Here is a 19,104-nt window from a genome sequence, read left to right on the forward strand (position 1 = left end):
AGTTCAGTCGCCGGTGGGCGTCCGCGGCGTTGCCGTGGCGTATCGGCTCGGCGAGCCGGTCGACGTGACCCGGCTCCTGCTGTTCCTCACGTCGCCGGAGGCGTCGTTCATCACGGGGGCGGAGTACGTCATCGACGGCGGACTCCTCCTCGGTCCGGCACTTCAGGCCGAGACCGCATGAACCCGTCCGCGAGTGAGGACCGGGGCGAGGTCACACCCGGCGGAAACATAGAATGGCGGCCGTGACATCACTCGACCCGACATCCGCGCCGCCCGAGAACGAGTTGCCGAAATCCTGGGACCCCGCCCAGCAAGAGGCGACGCTCTACCAGGGCTGGGTCGATGCCGGCTACTTCACCGCCGACGCGAAGAGTGACAAGCCCCCGTTCTCGATCGTGATCCCGCCGCCCAATGTCAACGGGTCGCTGCACATGGGTCACGCCTACGAGCACGTCCTCATGGACGCGTTGTCGCGTCGTCGCCGGATGCAGGGCTACGAGGTGCTGTGGCTGCCCGGCATGGACCATGCCGCGATCGCCATGCAGACGATGGTCGAGCGCAAGCTGGCCGCCGAGGGCAAGACCCGCGACGACCTCGGCCGCGAGGCCTTCATCGAGCGCGTCTGGGCCGAGAAGGCCGAGATCGGCGGCAACATCGGTGAACAGATGCGCCGGCTCGGCGACAGCGTCGACTGGTCGCGCGAGCGCTTCACGATGGACGAGGGTCTGTCGCGTGCGGTGCACACGGTCTTCAAGAAGATGTTCGACGACGGGTTGATCTATCAGGCGGAGCGCCTGGTCAACTGGTCGCCGGTCCTCAAGACGGCGGTCAGCGACATCGAGGTCAGCTACGCCGACGTCGAGGGCGAACTCGTCAGCTTCCGTTACGGCTCGCTCGACGACTCCGAACCCCACATCGTGGTCGCCACGACGCGTCTGGAGACCATGCTCGGCGACACCGCGATCGCCGTGCACCCCGACGACGAGCGGTACAGGCACCTGATCGGCACCGAACTGCCGCACCCGTTCCTCGACCGGAACATCCCGATCGTCGCCGACGACTACGTCGACCCCGAATTCGGCAGCGGCGCAGTCAAGATCACCCCGGCGCACGACCCCAACGACTTCGCGCTCGGCCAGCGGCACAACCTGCCGATGCCGACGATCATGGACGAATCGGCCCGGATCGCCGACACCGGAACGCAATTCGACGGAATGGACCGTTTCGAGGCGCGCGTCAAGGTCCGCGAGGCGCTCGCCGAGCAGGGCCGCATCGTCAAGGAGGTGCGCCCGTATCTGCACAGCGTCGGACACTCCGAGCGCACCGGTGAGCCGATCGAACCGCGCCTGTCGATGCAGTGGTGGGTCGACGTCTCGTCGCTGGCGAAGTCCGCCGGCGACGCCGTCCGAGACGGCTCGACCGTGATCCATCCGAAGTCGATGGAGCCGCGCTGGTTCGGTTGGGTCGACGACATGCACGACTGGTGCATCTCGCGGCAGCTGTGGTGGGGCCATCGCATCCCGATCTGGTACGGCCCCGACGGCGAGGTCGTCTGCGTCGGACCCGACGAGAAGGCGCCGGAGGGTTACGTCCAGGAGACCGACGTCCTCGACACCTGGTTCTCCTCGGGCCTGTGGCCGTTCTCCACGATGGGCTGGCCGGATGAGACCGACGATCTCGAGAAGTTCTATCCCACTTCGGTTCTCGTCACCGGATACGACATCCTGTTCTTCTGGGTGGCGCGGATGATGATGTTCGGCACCTACGTCGGCAAGGACCTGGGCCCGGGCCGCGAGATCCCGTTCCACAACCTGTTCCTCCACGGCTTGGTCCGCGACGAGCACGGCCGCAAGATGTCGAAGTCGAAGGGCAACGGCATCGACCCACTCGACTGGGTGGAGCGCTTCGGCGCGGACGCACTGCGCTTCACGCTGGCGCGCGGCGCCAACCCGGGTGCCGACATCTCGGTGGGCGAGGACCATGCCCAGTCGTCGCGGAACTTCGCGACCAAGCTGTACAACGCGACGAAGTTCGCGCTGATGAACGGCGCCAAGGTTGCCGAGCTGCCCGCCGCGGAGGCACTGACCGACGCCGACCGCTGGATTCTCCGGCGCCTCGGCGAGGTGCTCGCCGAGGTCGACGCCGGTTTCGAGTCCTACGAGTTCTCCAAGGCGTGCGAGTCGCTCTACCACTTCGCCTGGGACGAGGTGTGCGACTGGTACCTCGAGCTGGCCAAGGTCCAGTTCGCCGAGAACGACGAGAAGCGTTCGGAGACGACCTCCATCGTGCTCGGCGCGGTCCTCGAGCCGCTGCTGCGGGCGCTGTCGCCGGTGATGCCGTTCGTCACCGAGGTGCTCTGGAAGACGCTCACCGGGGGCGAGTCGCTGGTGATCGCCGAGTGGCCGACGCCGTCCGGGCAGGACTGGTCCGCCGATTCGGCGGCCCGTGTCGCCGACCTGCAGCGACTCATCACCGAGGTCCGCCGCTTCCGCAGCGACCAGGGACTCCGCCCCGGTCAGCGGGTGGCCGCACAGTTCGACGGACTGGGGGAGTCGGGCATCGAGCCGCTGCTGCCCTATGTGCAGTCGCTGGCACGTCTCGATCCCGCCGGGCCCGGCTTCGGGGCCACCGCGACCATCGAGGTCCGGCTGTCCGTCGCGACCGTCACCGTCGCGATCGACACGTCGGGAACCGTGGACGTCGAGGCCGAGCGGAAGCGTCTCACCAAGGACCTGGCGGTCGCCGAGAAGGAGCTGGCGACCACCTCGGCCAAGCTCGGCAACGAGCAGTTCCTGTCCAAGGCCCCCGACCACGTGGTCAGCAAGATCCGTGATCGCCAGCGGATCGCGACCGAAGAGGTCGGGCGTCTGAACGCGAAACTGGCGAGTCTGGCCGGCGGCGCGTGAGCGACGAGACCGGCTTCCCCGAAGAGGATCCCGCCGTCGTCGGCGAGGATCCGCTGGGATTGTCGGAACTGCTCGACTCGGAGGAGCGGGCGGCGGACGCCGAGACCGACCGCCCACCGCTGACCGTCCACGACAGCGCCGACGATCTCGCCGAACTCGCCGAGGTCGAGGCCGAACTCGACACCCGCTGGCCCGAGACCAGGATCGAACCGTCGCTGACACGTATCGCGGCGCTCATGGATCTGCTCGGCTCGCCGCAGCACAGTTATCCGGCGATCCACGTCGCGGGCACCAACGGCAAGACGTCGGTGACGCGGATGATCGATGCGCTGATGACCGCGCTGCACCGGCGGACCGGACGCATCACCAGCCCGCACCTCCAGCGCGTCACCGAGCGGATCTCGGTGGACGGCAAGCCGATTCGTGCCCGGACCTACATCGACACCTACCGCGAGCTCGAGCCGTACATCACGATGGTCGACGACAGCTCGACCGCGGCCGGCGGGCCGCGCATGAGCAAGTTCGAGGTGCTGACCGCGATGGCCTATGCGGTGTTCGCCGAGGCGCCGGTCGACGTCGCGGTGGTCGAGACCGGCATGGGCGGACGCTGGGACGCCACCAACGTCATCGACGGCATCGTCTCGGTCATCACGCCGATCGCCATGGACCACGCCGACTATCTCGGTGACACGCTCTCCGCCATCGCGGGGGAGAAGGCCGGCATCATCAAGCCCGGTGAGCCGGATGCCGTCGGTGCCGTCGACCCGGTCACGATCATCGCCGAGCAGAACCCCGAGGTCATGGAGGTGCTGCTGCGCGCGGCGGTCGATGCGGGCACGGTCGTGGCCCGTCAGGGTTCGGAGTTCGCGGTCCTCGGATCGGCCACCGCCGTCGGTGGCCAGATGCTCACGATTCAGGGGTTGGGCGGCGTCTACGACGAGGTGTTCCTCCCGCTGCACGGTGCGCATCAGGCCGCCAACGCGTCGCTGGCGCTCGCCGCGGTCGAGGCGTTCTTCGGTGCCGGTCAGGACCGTCAGCTCGACATCGACGCGATCCGGAGCGGATTCGCCACGGTCGGTAATCCCGGCCGCCTCGAGCGGCTCCGCAGCGCGCCGACGGTCTTCGCCGACGCCGCGCACAATCCGCACGGCGCGAACGCACTGGCCCAGGCGCTGGCCGAGGAGTTCGACTTCCGGCGCCTCATCGGCGTGGTCGGCGTGCTCGGTGACAAGGACGCACGGGGACTGCTCGAGGCGCTCGAGCCGGTGCTCGACACCGTCGTCGTCACCAACAACGGTTCGCCGCGTGCCCTCGACGCCGAGACGCTCGCGGAGTACGCGACCGAGGTGTTCGGCGAGGAACGGGTCGTCGTCCAGCCGTTCCTGCCCGACGCCGTCGAAGAAGCCATCGCCCTCGCGGAGGAAGCCGAGGGCCAACGAGTCTCGGGTGCGGGCGTCGTCATCACCGGCTCGGTCGTGACCGCCGGTGCCGCGCGCACCCTGTTCGGTAAGGAACCCTCATGACCCGGTACACCCCACCCGCCAACGACCCGTGGAAGGGCCTGCGCGGGGTGATGGCCGGGACGATGATCCTCGAGGTCATCGTCGTCATCCTGGCGTTCCCCATCGTCTGGCGTCTCGGCGGCGGTCTGACCTGGGTGTCCGGCGGATACCTGATCCTCCTCGTGCTCGCGATGATCGTGGCCGCCGGGATGCAGGGCCGCCCGTATGCGCTCAAACTCGACCTCGCCCTACAGGTGGCGGTGATCGCCGGTGGTGTCTTCCATTGGTCCATCGCCGCGGTCGGCGTGGTCTTCGGGTCGGTTTGGCTCTACATCGTCTACATCAAGCGGGATGTGGAGAAGCGCGTCGAAATGGGCATGCTCCCCGGTCAGGAACCGATCGACTGACCGGCCCCCACCTGGGTGGTCAACGCTGTCGGAGACCACGGTTTGGTGGTCGCAAGACCTGTGGCCGGACCGTTATCGGCGAAGCGGAGCGGACTGCGGGAGTTGCTGCAACAATGGCGCAAGCCGAGGGGGAGCGGACCGGTTCCCGCCCGGCTTCCTTTTCATCGCGACCCGCAATCGCAGCGCCATCCAACGTGAGGACGTACGTGCAGTTCCTGTTTTCCCGGACACCCGCCGGTATCGATCGCCCCCGCACCTCCGCCCGTCTCGGCCGCACGGCCGGAACGGCGCTGCTCGGGGCGGCCGCCTTCGCGCTGAGCGCTCCCGCCGTCGCGTCGGCGGAACCCGCGCCCCAGCAGACGCCCCCGGCGCTCGAGGCGTTCGCGGTGCCCGAGGCAGGCGCGCCGGTCCCCGTCTCGCAGGGTGAGTTCAGCTACGTCGCGACCCATGCCATCACCAAGCGCGCAGCGGGGATGAAGGCGCCTGAGGCCATCGCGACCATGCCGGTGCCCGCCCAGTACCGTCCGGCGAATCTCGCTCTGGCGCAACAGTTCGACCTCGCTCTCGCCGGTGCGCTCGCGTCACCCGGTGGGTGTCTGCAGATCGTCGTCGACCCGCAGGCGCGCTCCGGCAGCCTGTTCAACTACGGGTTCTTCCCGGTCGCCGGTGAGTACTGCTCCTGACCGTCGGAATCCTCCGGCCGGTCGATAAGGTGTCAGTCGTGACTGAACGCACTCTCGTACTCATCAAGCCGGACGGCGTCGAACGCTCGCTCGTCGGCGACATCATCAGCCGTATCGAGCGCAAGGGGCTCACCCTCGTCGCTCTCGAGCTCAAGACCGCAAGCGACGAGGTCGCCCGCGGCCACTACGCCGAACACGCGGACAAGCCCTTCTTCCCCTCGCTGCTGGAGTTCATCACCTCCGGTCCGCTGGTCGCCGCCGTCCTGGAGGGTCCGCGCGCCATCGCGGCCTTCCGCCAGATCGCCGGCGGCACCGATCCCGTGGAGAAGGCAGTGCCCGGCACCATCCGCGGCGACCTCGCCCTGAACACGCAGTACAACCTGGTCCACGGCTCGGACTCCCCGGAATCGGCCGAGCGTGAGATCGCCATCTGGTTCCCCGAACTCGCTGGCTGACCGGGGTCACCTCGGTTCGACTCGGTTCGACGCGCGTGTCAAACGCGCATACTTTGCGGTCATCCGACCCCCGTGTGGGATACTTGCAGGGTTATCGCCGACACACTTTGTCGACGATGGCCGGATGACGCGCCTTGGTTCGGCGCGTCGCGGTGCGGCAGTCTCGCACCGCGACGCCCACAACCACAGCTGACCCCGCCGAGGTTCGTACTGCTGCCAGCAGCCGAACACTCAGGCTTCGCCCTGTGCCCGGTGTCGTGGAAGGCGCCCGGGATGCGGTCATCGACACAGCAAGAGCGTTCTCTGCTGAACCGACACTCGGCTCAGCGTGATGACGCGCAGACCACACAACACCGGCCATACGTGGACCGGGACACAGAGCAGACCCTCGCGTGGCCGCGTCAGCCCGACGCGCCCGGGGGTTCGAGGAGACTGAGTGACCGACAACGGGTCACCGGCTGACGCGAACGCAGCGCCAGAACCGGTGGAAGAATTTCCCAGCAAACTTCGTGTGCACGCACTGGCCCGCTTCCTGGGGCTGACGAGTCGGCAGGTGCTTGCGCACCTGGCCAATCTCGGGGTGCAGACACGCAGCCCCCAATCGAGCGTCGACCGTGAGTTGGCGCAGGCCGTGGCCGAACGGGTGCGGGCGAACGTCGATGCGGACGAGCCTGGCGTGACGCCGGCCGCCGCCGAGGAGGTCGCCCCCGAGGCGGCAGCCGACGTAGCCGCGACGACGGCAGAACCGGTCGCCGAGGAACCGGCCGCCCAGGAGCCCGCCCCCGAGGCGGAGGCCCCGAAGGCCGACGAACCGCCGAGCCTGTTCTCGGCCGCCTCGACGCGATACGACGAGCCGGTTGCCACGCCCGCCGCCGAGTCCGACGCGTCCTACGGCACCCAGCCGTTGTTCCTGCAGCCGCAGGCCCCGGCCGACAAGCCGAAGGCAACCCGCGCGGCCAAGCAGGCGGAGAAGACCGAGCAGGTCGACAAGCCCGCGAAGGCCGACGACTCGGACAAGCCGGAGGTAGCGTCGTCCACCGACGCCGATTCCGGCGCGACGACTCAGGAAGCCAAGGCACCCGAGACGAAGGTTGCCGAGACGAAGATTGCCGAGACGAAGGCTCCCGAAGCGGAGACCGTCGACTCGGATGTCTCCGACGAGACCGGCGCGGAGAACACCGACAGCTCCGACTCCGAGAGCGGTGACAACTCCGACACCGACGACTCGGGATCGGGTCGTAGCCGTCGTCGGCGTCGCGGACGTCGTGGTCGCGGCCGCGGTCGCGGTGACCAGGGCGGTGACGGCGAGTCGGGCGATGCCTCGGACGACGACGACACCGACGACACCGACGACAAGGCCGAGGACACGACCCCCGACGTCGACTCCTCGACCGAGTCCGGCGAGACGACGACGGACGAGGCTGCAGACGATTCGAAGTCGGACGAGCCGACTTCTCGCCGCCGACGCCGTCGTCGGTCGGGGTCGGACACCTCGGAGGAGGCCGACCGCAAGGACTCTGCCTCCGACGACTCGTCGAAGGGCGAGTCGAAGGACGACGATTCCGATGACGACTCGGACGACAACGACGACGAGTCCGGTGACGATTCGGGTGAGGCGTCCTCGACCCGCCGCCGGCGTCGGCGTCGCCGCCGCAAGGGCGGGGGAGAGCCCGACGAGGGTTCGCCGGACGATCCGCCGAACACCGTCGTCCACGAGCGTGAACCCCGCAGCAAGCGGGCGCGCGACGAGGTGCAGGGCATCTCCGGTTCGACGCGACTCGAGGCCAAGCGTCAGCGCCGCCGCGACGGCCGCGACGCCGGTCGCCGGCGTCCGCCGATCCTGACCGAGTCGGAGTTCCTGGCCCGTCGTGAGGCCGTGGACCGCGTGATGGTGGTGCGCGAGCGCAGCGCCAACAGCAGCATCACCGACAGCGACGGCCACGACCATGCCGCGGTGGAGGACTACACCCAGGTCGCGGTCCTCGAGGACGGTGTCCTCGTCGAACACTTCGTCACCACGGCGACGTCGTCGTCGATGGTCGGCAACATCTACCTCGGCCGCGTCCAGAACGTGCTGCCCGGCATGGAGGCGGCCTTCGTCGACATCGGTCGCGGTCGCAACGGCGTGTTGTACGCCGGCGAGGTCAACTGGGACGCCGCCGGACTCGACGGCGGCTCGCGGAAGATCGAGCAGGCGCTCAAGCCCGGCGACCACGTGCTTGTACAGGTCAGCAAGGACCCGGTGGGACACAAGGGTGCCCGCCTGACCACGCAGATCTCGCTGGCCGGCCGGTACCTCGTCTACGTGCCCGGCGGGTCGTCGACCGGTATCAGCCGCAAGCTGCCCGACGTCGAGCGCAAGCGTCTCAAGCAGATCCTGTCGAAGCTGGTCCCCGAGGACGCCGGCGTGATCATCCGCACCGCCTCCGAGGGAGTGAGCGCCGAGGAGCTCGGTGCCGACATCGCCCGCCTCGAGGCGAAGTGGAAGTCGATCGAGGAGTCGGTCGAGAGCGTCAAGAAGTCCGGCTCCGGCGCGCCGAAGGCCCTCTACGAGGAGCCCGACCTGCTGGTCCGCGTGGTTCGCGACCTGTTCAACGAGGATTTCAAGAAGCTCGTCGTCGAGGGCGACAAGGCGTGGAACCTCGTCGAGGGCTACGTCAGCTCGGTTGCGCCCGACCTCATGGAGCGGGTGGAGAAGTTCAGCAAGCCGCATGCGGATGCCCCGGACTCGTTTGTGGTCCACCGCATCGACGAGCAGCTCGCGAAGGCGCTCGACCGCAAGGTGTGGCTGCCCTCGGGCGGCACGCTGATCATCGAGCACACCGAGGCGATGACGGTCGTTGACGTCAACACCGGCAAGTTCACCGGTTCGGGCGGAAACCTCGAGGAGACGGTCACCCGTAACAACCTCGAGGCGGCCGAGGAGATCGTGCGGCAGATGCGTCTGCGCGACATCGGCGGCATGATCATCGTCGACTTCATCGACATGGTCCTCGAGTCGAACCGGGACCTGGTGCTGCGTCGACTCACCGAGGCGCTGGCGCGGGACCGCACCCGTCACCAGGTGTCCGAGGTGACCTCGCTCGGCCTGGTCCAGATGACCCGCAAGCGTCTCGGAACCGGTCTGCTCGAAGCATTCTCGACCCCGTGCACCTCGTGTGGCGGGCGTGGACTCATCGTGCACGCGAATCCGGTCGAGGTGCGCGGCGACGATTCGGCGAAGTCGGACGGCGCGGGCTCCAAGCGTTCGCGCCGCGGCAAGAAGAAGTCGGAGGCCCCCGCCGAGGTGGCGGCGCCCAAGGCGGCTCCTCCGGCGATCCCGCCGCACAAGCCCGCCGCCGAGCACCCGTTGTTCCGGGCGATGGCCGCGAATCACCACGACGACGAACATCCCGAGGGCGAGCACCACGAGGGTGAGCACGTCGAGGTCGAGCAGGCTGTCGCGACTGCCGCCGAGACCCCGCCGGAGACGGAGCCAGCGCAGGCCCAGGAACCCACCAGGGCTGACGAACCCACCAAGGCCGACGAACCCACCAAGGTGGAAGAACCCGCCGAGGCTGCGGAACCGGCCGCGTCGACCGACGGCCAGGCGCCTGCGGCGAAGCGTCGCCGACGGGTGGTCCGGCGTCCGGCGCAGACGACGACCGCACCGGAGAACGTGGTGATGACGGCCGTGGACGCGGCTCCGGAAGCGCCCAAGACCACCTTCGGTCCCGTCTCCACGGGAGAGCCGGTGGTTGCGGTGCGTCGACGCCCACGGAAGCGGACGGCGGGCAGGCCCGCCGGACCGCCGCCGGCAGAAAGCTGAGGTCCGAGGTGAGGGACCGGCGGGGCGAGTTTGACCCGGCCGCCGCCGTTCCCGTAACCTTGGAAAGTCGCCTCCCGCGGAGGGTCTGCGCTGTTCTGCGTGCCACGTGCACCGGCAGCGGCGCGAATCCCGTGGCAGGCCCTCTGGTGTGATCTACAGCCACTCCCGGTCAGCTGACTGGGTCGACTGCGGCCCGCACCGGCATGCACACAACGAACGCCTTCGAGAGCGCCTCGGCGCTGGCGAAGGGCCCGACCAGACGAGTAAGAGGAAGAACTTCGATGGCAACGTACGCGATCGTCAAGACCGGCGGTAAGCAGTACAAGGTCGCTGAGGGCGACATTGTCAAGGTCGAGAAGATCGACGGAGAGATCGGCGCCACGGTGAGCCTGCCGGTCGCGCTTGTCGTCGACGGATCGAACCTGACCACCGACGCCGACAAGCTGGCCAAGATCTCGGTCACCGGCGAGGTCGTGGAGCACGTCAAGGGCCCCAAGATCCGCATTCACAAGTTCAAGAACAAGACCGGCTACCACAAGCGCCAGGGTCACCGTCAGAAGCTGACGGTCCTGAAGGTCACCGGCATCAAGTAGTTCGACAAGCTTCGCGAAGACCTCAGGAGGACTGACACATGGCACATAAGAAGGGCGCATCCAGCTCCCGCAACGGTCGCGATTCCAATGCCCAGCGACTCGGCGTGAAGCGCTTCGGTGGCCAGCAGGTGAGCGCAGGAGAGATCCTCGTTCGTCAGCGTGGCACCAAGTTCCACCCCGGCGTGAACGTCGGTCGCGGTGGCGACGACACCCTGTTCGCGCTCGCCGCGGGCGCGGTGGAGTTCGGCAGCAAGCGTGGCCGCAAGACGGTCAACATCGTCCCGGAAACCGCTCAGGTCTGACCCGAGCACTCCGGCACGACAAGCCTTTTCGCAGGGCGGGCAGGGTCATCACGTACCCGGCCCGCTCTGTTCTTTTTTGACGGAAGAAGGATTCGATGTCACGGTTCGTCGACCGCGTGACCATTCACGTCGCGGCGGGCAACGGTGGCCACGGTTGCGCCTCGGTTCACCGGGAGAAGTTCAAACCTCTCGGCGGCCCGGACGGCGGCAACGGCGGTAACGGCGGGTCGGTGCGACTCGTCGTCGACCCGCAGGTGCACACCCTGCTCGATTTCCACTTCCGTCCGCATGCCAAGGCGGGCAACGGCAAGCCCGGCGCCGGTGACAACCGCGACGGTGCCATGGGTGAGGACCTGGTCCTCAACGTGCCCGACGGTACGGTCGTCCTCGACGAGAACGGCACGATCCTCGCCGACCTCGTCGGCACCGGTACGACCTTCGAAGCCGCTCAGGGTGGCCGCGGTGGTCTCGGCAACGCCTCGCTCGCGTCGAAAGCCCGTAAGGCTCCCGGGTTCGCACTCCTGGGTGAGGAGGGCCAGCAGCGTTCGCTCGTCCTCGAGCTGAAGTCGGTGGCCGACGTCGGCCTCGTCGGCTTCCCGTCGGCGGGCAAGTCGTCGCTGGTGTCGGTGCTGTCGGCGGCCAAGCCGAAGATCGCCGACTACCCGTTCACCACGCTCGTGCCGAACCTCGGTGTGGTCCAGACCGCCGGTGACGTGTTCACCATCGCCGATGTGCCGGGTCTGATCCCGGGCGCCTCGACCGGTCGTGGTCTCGGCCTGGAGTTCCTGCGCCATCTCGAGCGGTGTGCTGTCCTCGCGCACGTCGTCGACTGCGCGACCCTCGAGCCCGGACGCGACCCGGTGTCCGACATCGACGCCCTCGAAGCCGAACTCGCCGCCTACAAGCCGGCACTCGACGCCGATCACGGTCTCGGTGACCTGGCCGAGCGGCCGCGTGTGGTGATCCTCAACAAGGTGGACGTCCCCGACGCCGCCGAACTCGCCGATCTCGTGGAACCCGAACTCGCCGAACGCGGTTGGCCCGTGTTCCGGATCTCGGCAGTGGCCCACGAGGGTCTGCGGGAACTGACCTTCGCGCTGGCGAAGATGGTCCGCGAGTACCGGGAAGCCCAGCCCGCCAAGACACCTCGCCGGGCGATCATCCGTCCGAAGGCCGTCGACGACACCGGTTTCACCATCGTCCGCGACCCCGAGATCGAGGGCGGCTTCATCGTCTACGGCACGCGGCCGGAGCGCTGGATCGCCCAGACGCAGTTCGACAACGACGAGGCCGTCGGTTACCTGGCCGATCGTCTCAACCGCCTCGGCGTCGAGGACGAACTGGTGAAGATGGGTGCCGAACCCGGCGCCCCGGTCACCATAGGTGCGGTCACCTTCGACTGGGAGCCGAGCACGCCGATGGGCGACGACGTCCCGGTCACCGGGCGTGGCACCGACATCCGACTCGACCGCAACGACCGTGTGGGTGCCGCCGAACGCAAGCAGGCCCGCCGGTTGCGGCGCGGACTGCCCGTCGAGGACGGAGAGCAGGACCAGTCGTGACCGCGAAGGTCGGCATCGAGGTGCGCGGCGTGCGGGAACAGATCGCGCACGCGCGCAGCGTGGTGGTGAAGATCGGCTCGTCGGCGCTGACCGACCTGGCCGAGGGACTCGACCGGGACCGGCTCGACGCCCTGGCGGACGCGCTCGAGGCGCGGATGCGCGCCGGCTCCGACGTCATCGTCGTGTCGTCGGGTGCGATCGGCGCGGGCATCGCCCCGCTCGGTCTCAAGAAGCGTCCGACCGACCTCGCCACCAAGCAGGCCGCGGCCAGCGTCGGACAGCTCGCCCTGGCGCACGCATGGGGTACTTCCTTCGCTCGGTACGGTCGCACCGTCGGGCAGGTCCTGCTGACCGCCGACGACATCTCGAACCGCTCGCATCACGCCAATGCCCAACGCACACTTGACCGTCTGCGGTCGCTCGGTGCGGTTGCCGTGGTCAACGAGAACGACACGGTCGCGACCAACGAGATCCGGTTCGGCGACAACGACCGGCTCGCCGCGCTCGTCGCCCACCTCAGCGGGGCGGACGCCCTGGTGCTCCTCTCCGACGTCGACGGCCTGTACGACGGCGACCCGCGCAAGGTCGGCGTGGACGGTCGGCGGGCGCGTCTGATCCCTGAGGTGAACGGGCCCGAGGACCTCGACGGCGTCATCGCCGGATCCGGGGGAACGCTCGGCACCGGCGGGATGGCCTCGAAGCTCGCCGCGGCCCGTCTGTCCGCGGACGCCGGTGTCCCGGTTCTGCTCGCCGCCGCGTCGTCCGCCGCGCAGGCGCTGGCCGATGCCTCGGTGGGCACGGTGTTCGCTGCCCGCGAGGAGCGGTTGTCCGCACGTCGCTTCTGGGTGCGTCACGCCGCCGACGCGCGGGGGAGGATCGTCCTCGACGACGGTGCGGTGGCAGCCGTATCCCGCAGGCGCCGTTCGCTTCTCGCAGCCGGCGTGGTCGGCGTCGAGGGCCGGTTCTTCGACGGCGACGTCGTCGAGCTGGTGGACCAGCGGGGCGTCGTGAAGGCGCGCGGGGTGGCATCCTATGACTTCGACGACATCACGTCGATGATCGGCCGTCAGACCGACGAACTCCCGCCCGAACTGCAGCGTCCCGTGGTGCACGCCGACGACCTCGTCGTCGTCTCGCGCTGAGCGTTGCCCGCTCGCGGACCTAGCGGTTCGCGAGCGCCGGTAGCACCACCCCGGCCCGGTGGTCGATCTTGAGCGATGCCAGCTCGTCGGCGCGGGTGTGGCCGCGATTGACGATGATCAACGGTTTGCCGGCGCGATGCGCCCTCCGAGCGAACCGAAGGCCCGACATGACCGTCAGCGACGATCCGACCACGAGTAGGGCATCCGCCTCGTCAACCGCCGAGAATGATTGCTCGACAAGAGGTTTGGGAACCGTCTCGCCGAAGTAGACGATGTCGGGTTTGAGGATGCCGCCGCAGTGCGGGCAGTCGATCATCCGGAAGTCCGTGGTGTCGGCGAGCATCGCGTCGGCGTCTGGCGCCACCTCGATGGCCCCACGCCCAGCCACGCGTTCGGCGAATCCGGTGTTGATCTCCTCGAGCTGTTGCGCGAGACGGTGCCGGGAGATCCGCCAGTCACACCGCAGGCAGCGCACGCGGCCGTAGCAGCCGTGCAGCTCCAGCACGCCCCTCGTCCCGGCCTTGGTGTGCAGCATGTCGACGTTCTGGGTGATCACCGCGGACACCCGGCCCTGGTCCTGCAGGCCGGTGAGTGCGAGGTGTGCCGGGTTGGGGAGGGCGGCGTCCATGTGGCGCCAGCCGACGTGGTTGCGTGCCCAGTAGTGCCGCCGGAACTCGGGGGAGGACAGGAACATCTCCAGGGTCATCGGCGTGCGCGGCGGCGACCCCGGGCTGCGGTAGTCGGGAATGCCCGAGTCGGTGGAGATGCCGGCGCCGGTCAGGACCGCGGTTCGGCGTCCGGCCAGGATGTCCGACGCGAGATCGATACGCTCGGCGACGTCGTCGTCGAGCGGTGTGTGGTCGGCCGGGGCGTGGCCGAGCTGAAGACGAGTGCGCACCCTGCCCAGGATAGGCGCGACTCAGACCGCGTCGACCTGGTCCAGCGCCGCGGTGGTCTGCGCGACAAACCATCGTTCCCACCGGTCGGGGGTCCACCCCCGATCTCCGACGAGGCGGAGCCAGGCGGTGCGCGAGGCGAGCATCCACATCGAGTCCACGTGCTCGTCGGCCGGCTCTTCTCCGAGGATCAGCGTGAGCGCCCAGCGCACCTCGGCCCAGCGGGTCTGTTCACGCTGGTCCCGCAGGATCGCCGCGTCGTCGTCGGTGACCGCGGCCTGGTCGAGAACGTGCTGGATGGCGGCCGACCGGAGGTGCGCGGCACTGAGCCAGCTCGCGGCAGCCCGGATGCGTGTGGCTCGATCGCCGTGTCCCATCGCCTGGTATTCAGTGGTCTCGCGGACCGGAACGGTCTCGTCGCGGCGCAGTGCCGAGACGATGCACGCGTCGAGCAGGTCGAGTTTGTCGGCGAACTGCCGGTAGACGGTGGGCCGTGTCAGCCCGGCGCGGGCCGCGACGGCGGCCATCGTCGTCGTCACCCAGCCTTCCTGGCAGAACATGGTGGTGGCGGTGTCGATGACCAGGGCGCGATTCTCGCGGGCGCGTGTCATTCGTAAAGCCGACGAGTAGGACCTGACCACGGGGATCAGTCTAGACATAATTCGAAATACACGGTGTAATGCCAATTATGGGTGACCCGCTCCGGGTGACCACCACGGGCGGGAGCGGCCATGACCGAATTCGATGTACCGACGCGTTTGGGGCGCATACGCGTTCGCGACGTCGGCGAGGGGCCGCCGGCGGTCCTGTGGCACAGCATGTTCGTCGATTCGGGTAGCTGGGATCGGATCGTTCCCGGGCTCGCGGGCCGACGACGGCTGTTCATCGTCGACGCCCCGTGGTGCGGTGCGAGCGAGAAGTCAGCCGCCGCCGCCGACATCGAGGCGTGTGCGGATGCCGCGCGGGAGATCATCGCGACGGTGGGGGATGTGTGCGGTGCCGAGGCCGTCGACTGGGTGGGCAACGCGTGGGGCGGTCACGTCGGCATGCATCTGGCCGCCGTCGAGCCGGAGCGGATCAACACACTGGTCGCGATGAGTGCGCCGACCCGTCCGATCGACCGGGCACTGCGGCGCCGGATCGGACTCCTGTTGCCGATGTACCGCGTCATCGGTGCGCGAGGCCCGGTGTGGTCGGCGATCTCGACCACGCTGTTCACCGACCGGACACGCAGCGACGATCCGGAGGCGATCGCGGTGTTGCGGCGCGGACTCCGGGCTTCCGGGCGGTCGATGATCCCGGCCATCCGCACAGCCATTCTGAACCGCGCGGACCTCACGTGGGCGGCTGCGCGGATCACCTGTCCGGTGCTGTTCGTGACGACCGACGACCGCGGCGAGTGGACACCCGAGGAGGCCCGCGAGGTCGCGGCCACCATGCTCGATGCCCGTGAGGTCACCATCCGGGAGGCCCGGGTGATCCCGGCTCTCGAGCAGCCGGGCCAGACCGTTGACGCGGTGCTGGACTTCTGGGCGCAGAAGGCAGAAGAATCGCCACTCCCGGCGACAACCGCTGATAGCTAGCGATTGTCACCGGAAGTGGCGATCCTGGTGGGTCTTCTCAGGGGGCCGATCAGGAGGCCGCGGTCTCCTCGATGGCATCCTCGGCATGCTTGCCGGTCGGCTGCGGGACGGCGACCAGGGGGTACACGCCGTTCTCGTCGTGGACCTCGGTGCCGACCACCGGGGGATTGAACACGCACAGCATGCGCATCTGCGTGTCGGCGGTGACCGTGTGGCGTTCGTGGCCGTCCAGCAGATACATCGTGCCGGGGGCCAGGGGATGGGTCTCACCGGTCTCCCGGTTGAGCAGGGTGCCGGTGCCCTCGACGAGCCAGACGGCCTCGATGTGGTTGGCGTAGTGGAACTCGTTGACGCTGCCGGCTTCGATGGTGGTCTCGTGGAACGAGAACCCCACACCGTCGCCGCCGAGGACGATTCGCTTGGAGCGCCAGTGGCCGTCGGCCACGTCACGCTCGGTTCCGGTGATCTCTTCGGTGGTTCGGACGATCATCCGATCACCTCCTTGACTGCGTCGGAAAGGATGGACAGGCCGCGGTCGAGGTCCTCGCGCGAGATGGTCAGCGGCGGGAGCAGCTTGACGACCTCGTCGGACGGACCCGACGTCTCGGCCAGCAAACCTGCGCCGAAGGCCAGCGCGCAGACCTTGCCTGCTGCCGTGTGGTCCTCGAACGCCAGGCCGCGGACCATGCCGCGACCGCGCGTCGAGATTCCCTCGTAGCGGTTGCAGAGGTCGGAGAAGACCTCGTGGATGCGCTCACCCTTTGCGTGGATGTCACGGCTCAGGGTGTCGTCGGACCAGTAGGCCTCGATGGCCTTGGCGGCGGTGACGAACGCGGGGTTGTTGCCGCGGAAGGTTCCGTTGTGCTCCCCGGGGGTCCAGACGTCGAGCTCCGGCTTGAACAGCGTCAGGGCGAACGGCAGACCGTAGCCGCTGATCGACTTCGACAGGGTGACGATGTCGGGCTTGATGCCGGCTTCCTCGAAGGAGAAGAACTCGCCGGTGCGGCCGCAACCCATCTGGACGTCGTCGACGATGAGCAGGATGTCGCGGCGCTCACACAGGTCGGCCAGGGCGCGCAGCCATTCGGCGCGTGCGACGTTGACGCCGCCCTCGCCCTGCACGGTCTCGACGATGACTGCGGCGGGGCGGTTGAGGCCACTGCCCGAGTCGTCGAGGACGCGCTCGAACCAGGCGAAGTCTTCCATGACGCCGCCGAAGTAGTTGTCGAACGGCATCGGGGTCGCATGGACCAGGGGGATGCCGGCGCCGGCACGCTTCATCGAGTTGCCGGTCACCGACAGCGAGCCCAGCGTCATGCCGTGGAAGGCGTTGGTGAAGCTGATGATCGACTCGCGCCCGGTCACCTTGCGGGCCAGCTTGAGTGCCGACTCGACGGCATTGGTGCCCGTCGGTCCGGGGAACTGGATCTTGTAGTCGAGTCCGCGGGGCTCGAGAATGTGCTTGGTGAACTTCTCGATGAAGTTGCCCTTGGCGACGGTGGCCATGTCCAGTCCATGGGTGATGCCGTCGGACTGGATGTACTCGATCAGAGCTTTCTTGAGCACGTCGTTGTTGTGGCCGTAGTTCAGCGAACCTGCGCCGGCGAAGAAGTCCAGGTACTCCCGACCGTTCTGGTCGGTGATGTAGGAGCCCTTGGCGGTGGTGAAGACCGCCGGCCAGTTGCGGCAGTAGCTGCGGACCTCGGACTCGTGCGTGGTGAACACAGAGTCGTCGAAAGTCTTGTCGAGAACAGGGGTGGTGTCGAGAAGTTGCATGACCTGCTTCCTTCTTCCTGGTATAACCGCGCTACAGCTATGTGAGCGCAGGAGTTCCGGTGCGGTTCGACGACCGCTTGTACCCAGAACTCGGAAATTTATGCCGGTTGTCGGCAACTTTTTCTGACTAGTGCCAACGACGTTGGGGCACTGCGTATTTCGATGGTGATCGGACTTACAACCCTCGACACGGGTGTGCCGGGATCACGCGCGAGCGCTCAGGGCTCGGGGATCTCCGGTTCGAGCATGTAGAGATCCTCGGGCTCGTGCGAGTCCGGAAAAGTGTTGGCGGCGAACAGGTCACGGCGCTCGAAACGGAGACCGCGGGCCTTCGCGACCGACTCGAACAGTCGCTGCGACGGGATGTTGTCGGGACTGATCGTGGTGTGCATCGCCACCATTCCGTGGCGGTTCGCACGATCGAACAGGTGATGCAGCATGGACGCGGCGACGCCGTGTCCACGCATCGAATCGTCCACGGCGACCTGCCACACCATGAGTGTGGAGGGGTCGCTCTGGCGGCGATATCCGGTGACGAAACCGACCGGACGGCCGTCTACTTCGGCGACGATCGAGGTGTCGGCGAAGTCGTGGCACCACAAGACGTAGGAGTACGAAGAGTTGACGTCGAGAACCTTTGAGTCCGAGGCGATTTCCCAGAGGCGGGTACCGTCGGCGACAGTCGGCATCCGATAGTCGACGGTGAGGACAGTTGTTGGGGCCGTTCCTGCTTGTGAAGGGCTCATAACGCTCTCGACGTTAACAACGGGTATCCGGGAAGTCACCCACCAGCGGAAATTGCCCCAACGAACCCCTACCTTCTACCTGATCAGACATGCAATGTGAAGTGAGTCACAAGAGTGTCACCCACGCGTCGATTCGGGGGTTCCCGGGGGAGCAGAATGGCCCCATGACGAGGATCATCGCCGGCGAGCTACGGGGTCGACGGCTCCGCGTTCCGGACGAGGGAACTCGTCCCACTTCCGACCGCGTGCGGGAGTCGGTCTTCAACATGCTCGACGCCCGATTCGATCTCGGCGGGCTCTGGGTCCTCGATCTGTACGCCGGGTCCGGGGCCCTCGGCATCGAGGCGGTCTCGCGTGGTGCGGCCGGCGCGACGTTCGTCGATTCCGCACGGAAGGCCGCCACCGTCATCGGCGCGAATGTGAAGGCCTGCGGGATCGCCTCGTCGGCCACCGTACTGACACGACCGGTGTCCGCCTACCTGTCCTCGCCGCCCGAGCGGAGATACGACCTCGTGTTCTCCGACCCGCCGTACGCGGTCGATGCGGCCGCACTGTCCGAGGATCTGACCAAGCTGGCCGCGTCCCGGCTCGCCGACGGCGCGCTGGTGGTGGTGGAGCGCTCGGCGCGCTCGACCGGTGACATCTGGCCCCGCGACTTCGAGGTCGTCGTCGACAAGAACTACGGCGACACCCGCGTCGAGGTCGGGGAGTTCATCGGCTCCTGACGCGCCTGATGTGTGGGG

Annotated in this window: 18 protein-coding genes; 13 read left to right on the plus strand and 5 right to left on the minus strand. The window is 68.0% G+C overall.

The window, feature by feature from the left end:
• Window positions 1–13 precede the first annotated feature (13 nt).
• From C5O27_RS13035 to proB, 11 genes are all read left to right on the plus strand, one after another.
• Window positions 14–181: an SDR family oxidoreductase gene (locus C5O27_RS13035; RefSeq protein ID WP_006357951.1), complete on the plus strand. Its 168-nt coding sequence runs from the start codon at window positions 14–16 to the stop codon at window positions 179–181.
• Window positions 182–233: 52 nt separating this feature from the next.
• Entirely contained in the window at window positions 234–2,906 is a 2,673-nt protein-coding gene (locus C5O27_RS13040) for a valine--tRNA ligase (protein ID WP_127962879.1), read from the plus strand.
• Complete coding sequence (gene folC, locus C5O27_RS13045; protein ID WP_127962880.1) at window positions 2,903–4,429, plus strand: bifunctional tetrahydrofolate synthase/dihydrofolate synthase; 1,527 nt, start codon at window positions 2,903–2,905, stop codon at window positions 4,427–4,429. Before C5O27_RS13040 ends, folC begins: the two co-directional genes overlap by 4 nt.
• Complete coding sequence (locus tag C5O27_RS13050; protein ID WP_006357948.1) at window positions 4,426–4,815, plus strand: DUF4233 domain-containing protein; 390 nt, start codon at window positions 4,426–4,428, stop codon at window positions 4,813–4,815. The genes folC and C5O27_RS13050 overlap by 4 nt, the downstream gene beginning before the upstream one ends.
• Before the next feature lie 206 nt (window positions 4,816–5,021).
• Window positions 5,022–5,498: a hypothetical protein gene (locus C5O27_RS13055; protein WP_006357947.1), complete on the plus strand. Its 477-nt coding sequence runs from the start codon at window positions 5,022–5,024 to the stop codon at window positions 5,496–5,498.
• A gap of 38 nt (window positions 5,499–5,536) precedes the next feature.
• Window positions 5,537–5,953: a nucleoside-diphosphate kinase gene (ndk, locus tag C5O27_RS13060; protein WP_006357946.1), complete on the plus strand. Its 417-nt coding sequence runs from the start codon at window positions 5,537–5,539 to the stop codon at window positions 5,951–5,953.
• Window positions 5,954–6,389: 436 nt separating this feature from the next.
• The gene (locus C5O27_RS13065; protein WP_127962881.1) at window positions 6,390–9,761 is read left to right on the plus strand and encodes a translation initiation factor IF-2 N-terminal domain-containing protein; all 3,372 of its coding nucleotides are present in this window, start codon (window positions 6,390–6,392) and stop codon (window positions 9,759–9,761) included.
• Window positions 9,762–10,042: 281 nt separating this feature from the next.
• Window positions 10,043–10,354: a 50S ribosomal protein L21 gene (rplU, locus tag C5O27_RS13070; protein WP_006357944.1), complete on the plus strand. Its 312-nt coding sequence runs from the start codon at window positions 10,043–10,045 to the stop codon at window positions 10,352–10,354.
• 38 nt (window positions 10,355–10,392) lie between these two features.
• Window positions 10,393–10,656 carry a 50S ribosomal protein L27 gene (rpmA, locus tag C5O27_RS13075; protein WP_005198946.1) on the plus strand — a complete coding sequence of 88 codons (264 nt, stop codon included), beginning with the start codon at window positions 10,393–10,395 and terminating at the stop codon, window positions 10,654–10,656.
• Window positions 10,657–10,751: 95 nt separating this feature from the next.
• Window positions 10,752–12,218, plus strand: a complete 1,467-nt coding sequence (gene obgE, locus C5O27_RS13080) for a GTPase ObgE (protein ID WP_035754083.1) — start codon at window positions 10,752–10,754, stop codon at window positions 12,216–12,218.
• Window positions 12,215–13,360: a glutamate 5-kinase gene (gene proB, locus C5O27_RS13085; RefSeq protein WP_244216507.1), complete on the plus strand. Its 1,146-nt coding sequence runs from the start codon at window positions 12,215–12,217 to the stop codon at window positions 13,358–13,360. The genes obgE and proB overlap by 4 nt, the downstream gene beginning before the upstream one ends.
• A gap of 19 nt (window positions 13,361–13,379) precedes the next feature.
• Here the strand turns inward: proB and C5O27_RS13090 are convergent, their stop codons facing one another.
• Window positions 13,380–14,258, minus strand: coding sequence for a Sir2 family NAD-dependent protein deacetylase (locus C5O27_RS13090; protein ID WP_006357941.1), 879 nt, complete (start codon window positions 14,256–14,258; stop codon window positions 13,380–13,382).
• Window positions 14,259–14,279: 21 nt separating this feature from the next.
• Window positions 14,280–14,867, minus strand: a complete 588-nt coding sequence (locus C5O27_RS13095) for a TetR/AcrR family transcriptional regulator (protein ID WP_006357940.1) — start codon at window positions 14,865–14,867, stop codon at window positions 14,280–14,282.
• Between the two features lie 120 nt (window positions 14,868–14,987).
• On the opposite strand from C5O27_RS13095, the gene C5O27_RS13100 reads away from it, so the two are divergent.
• Window positions 14,988–15,839 carry an alpha/beta fold hydrolase gene (locus tag C5O27_RS13100; RefSeq protein WP_127962882.1) on the plus strand — a complete coding sequence of 284 codons (852 nt, stop codon included), beginning with the start codon at window positions 14,988–14,990 and terminating at the stop codon, window positions 15,837–15,839.
• 49 nt (window positions 15,840–15,888) lie between these two features.
• Here the strand turns inward: C5O27_RS13100 and C5O27_RS13105 are convergent, their stop codons facing one another.
• The 3 genes from C5O27_RS13105 to ectA form a co-directional block, all read right to left on the minus strand.
• Window positions 15,889–16,329, minus strand: coding sequence for an ectoine synthase (locus C5O27_RS13105; protein ID WP_006357938.1), 441 nt, complete (start codon window positions 16,327–16,329; stop codon window positions 15,889–15,891).
• Window positions 16,326–17,615, minus strand: a complete 1,290-nt coding sequence (gene ectB, locus C5O27_RS13110; protein ID WP_127962883.1) for a diaminobutyrate--2-oxoglutarate transaminase — start codon at window positions 17,613–17,615, stop codon at window positions 16,326–16,328. The genes C5O27_RS13105 and ectB overlap by 4 nt, the downstream gene beginning before the upstream one ends.
• A 218-nt stretch (window positions 17,616–17,833) precedes the next feature.
• Complete coding sequence (gene ectA, locus C5O27_RS13115; RefSeq protein WP_035754088.1) at window positions 17,834–18,361, minus strand: diaminobutyrate acetyltransferase; 528 nt, start codon at window positions 18,359–18,361, stop codon at window positions 17,834–17,836.
• A 164-nt stretch (window positions 18,362–18,525) separates the two neighbouring features.
• On the opposite strand from ectA, the gene rsmD reads away from it, so the two are divergent.
• Window positions 18,526–19,086, plus strand: a complete 561-nt coding sequence (gene rsmD, locus C5O27_RS13120) for a 16S rRNA (guanine(966)-N(2))-methyltransferase RsmD (protein WP_006357935.1) — start codon at window positions 18,526–18,528, stop codon at window positions 19,084–19,086.
• Window positions 19,087–19,104: the final 18 nt, after the last annotated feature.

Origin of the sequence: Gordonia alkanivorans, from assembly GCF_004011905.1 — a bacterium.
Lineage (GTDB): Bacteria > Actinomycetota > Actinomycetes > Mycobacteriales > Mycobacteriaceae > Gordonia > Gordonia alkanivorans.

Bases quoted from the DNA above. Each gene is read 5' to 3' on its own strand.
- rpmA (WP_005198946.1), top strand. From the start codon at position 10,393: ATGGCACATAAGAAGGGCGCATCCAGCTCCCGCAACGGTCGCGATTCC.
- obgE (WP_035754083.1), top strand. From the start codon at position 10,752: ATGTCACGGTTCGTCGACCGCGTGACCATTCACGTCGCGGCGGGCAAC.
- C5O27_RS13100 (WP_127962882.1), top strand. From the start codon at position 14,988: ATGACCGAATTCGATGTACCGACGCGTTTGGGGCGCATACGCGTTCGC.
- C5O27_RS13105 (WP_006357938.1), bottom strand. From the start codon at position 16,329: ATGATCGTCCGAACCACCGAAGAGATCACCGGAACCGAGCGTGACGTG.
- ectA (WP_035754088.1), bottom strand. From the start codon at position 18,361: ATGAGCCCTTCACAAGCAGGAACGGCCCCAACAACTGTCCTCACCGTC.
- rplU (WP_006357944.1), top strand. From the start codon at position 10,043: ATGGCAACGTACGCGATCGTCAAGACCGGCGGTAAGCAGTACAAGGTC.
- rsmD (WP_006357935.1), top strand. From the start codon at position 18,526: ATGACGAGGATCATCGCCGGCGAGCTACGGGGTCGACGGCTCCGCGTT.
- C5O27_RS13095 (WP_006357940.1), bottom strand. From the start codon at position 14,867: ATGACACGCGCCCGCGAGAATCGCGCCCTGGTCATCGACACCGCCACC.
- C5O27_RS13040 (WP_127962879.1), top strand. From the start codon at position 234: ATGGCGGCCGTGACATCACTCGACCCGACATCCGCGCCGCCCGAGAAC.
- ectB (WP_127962883.1), bottom strand. From the start codon at position 17,615: ATGCAACTTCTCGACACCACCCCTGTTCTCGACAAGACTTTCGACGAC.
- C5O27_RS13050 (WP_006357948.1), top strand. From the start codon at position 4,426: ATGACCCGGTACACCCCACCCGCCAACGACCCGTGGAAGGGCCTGCGC.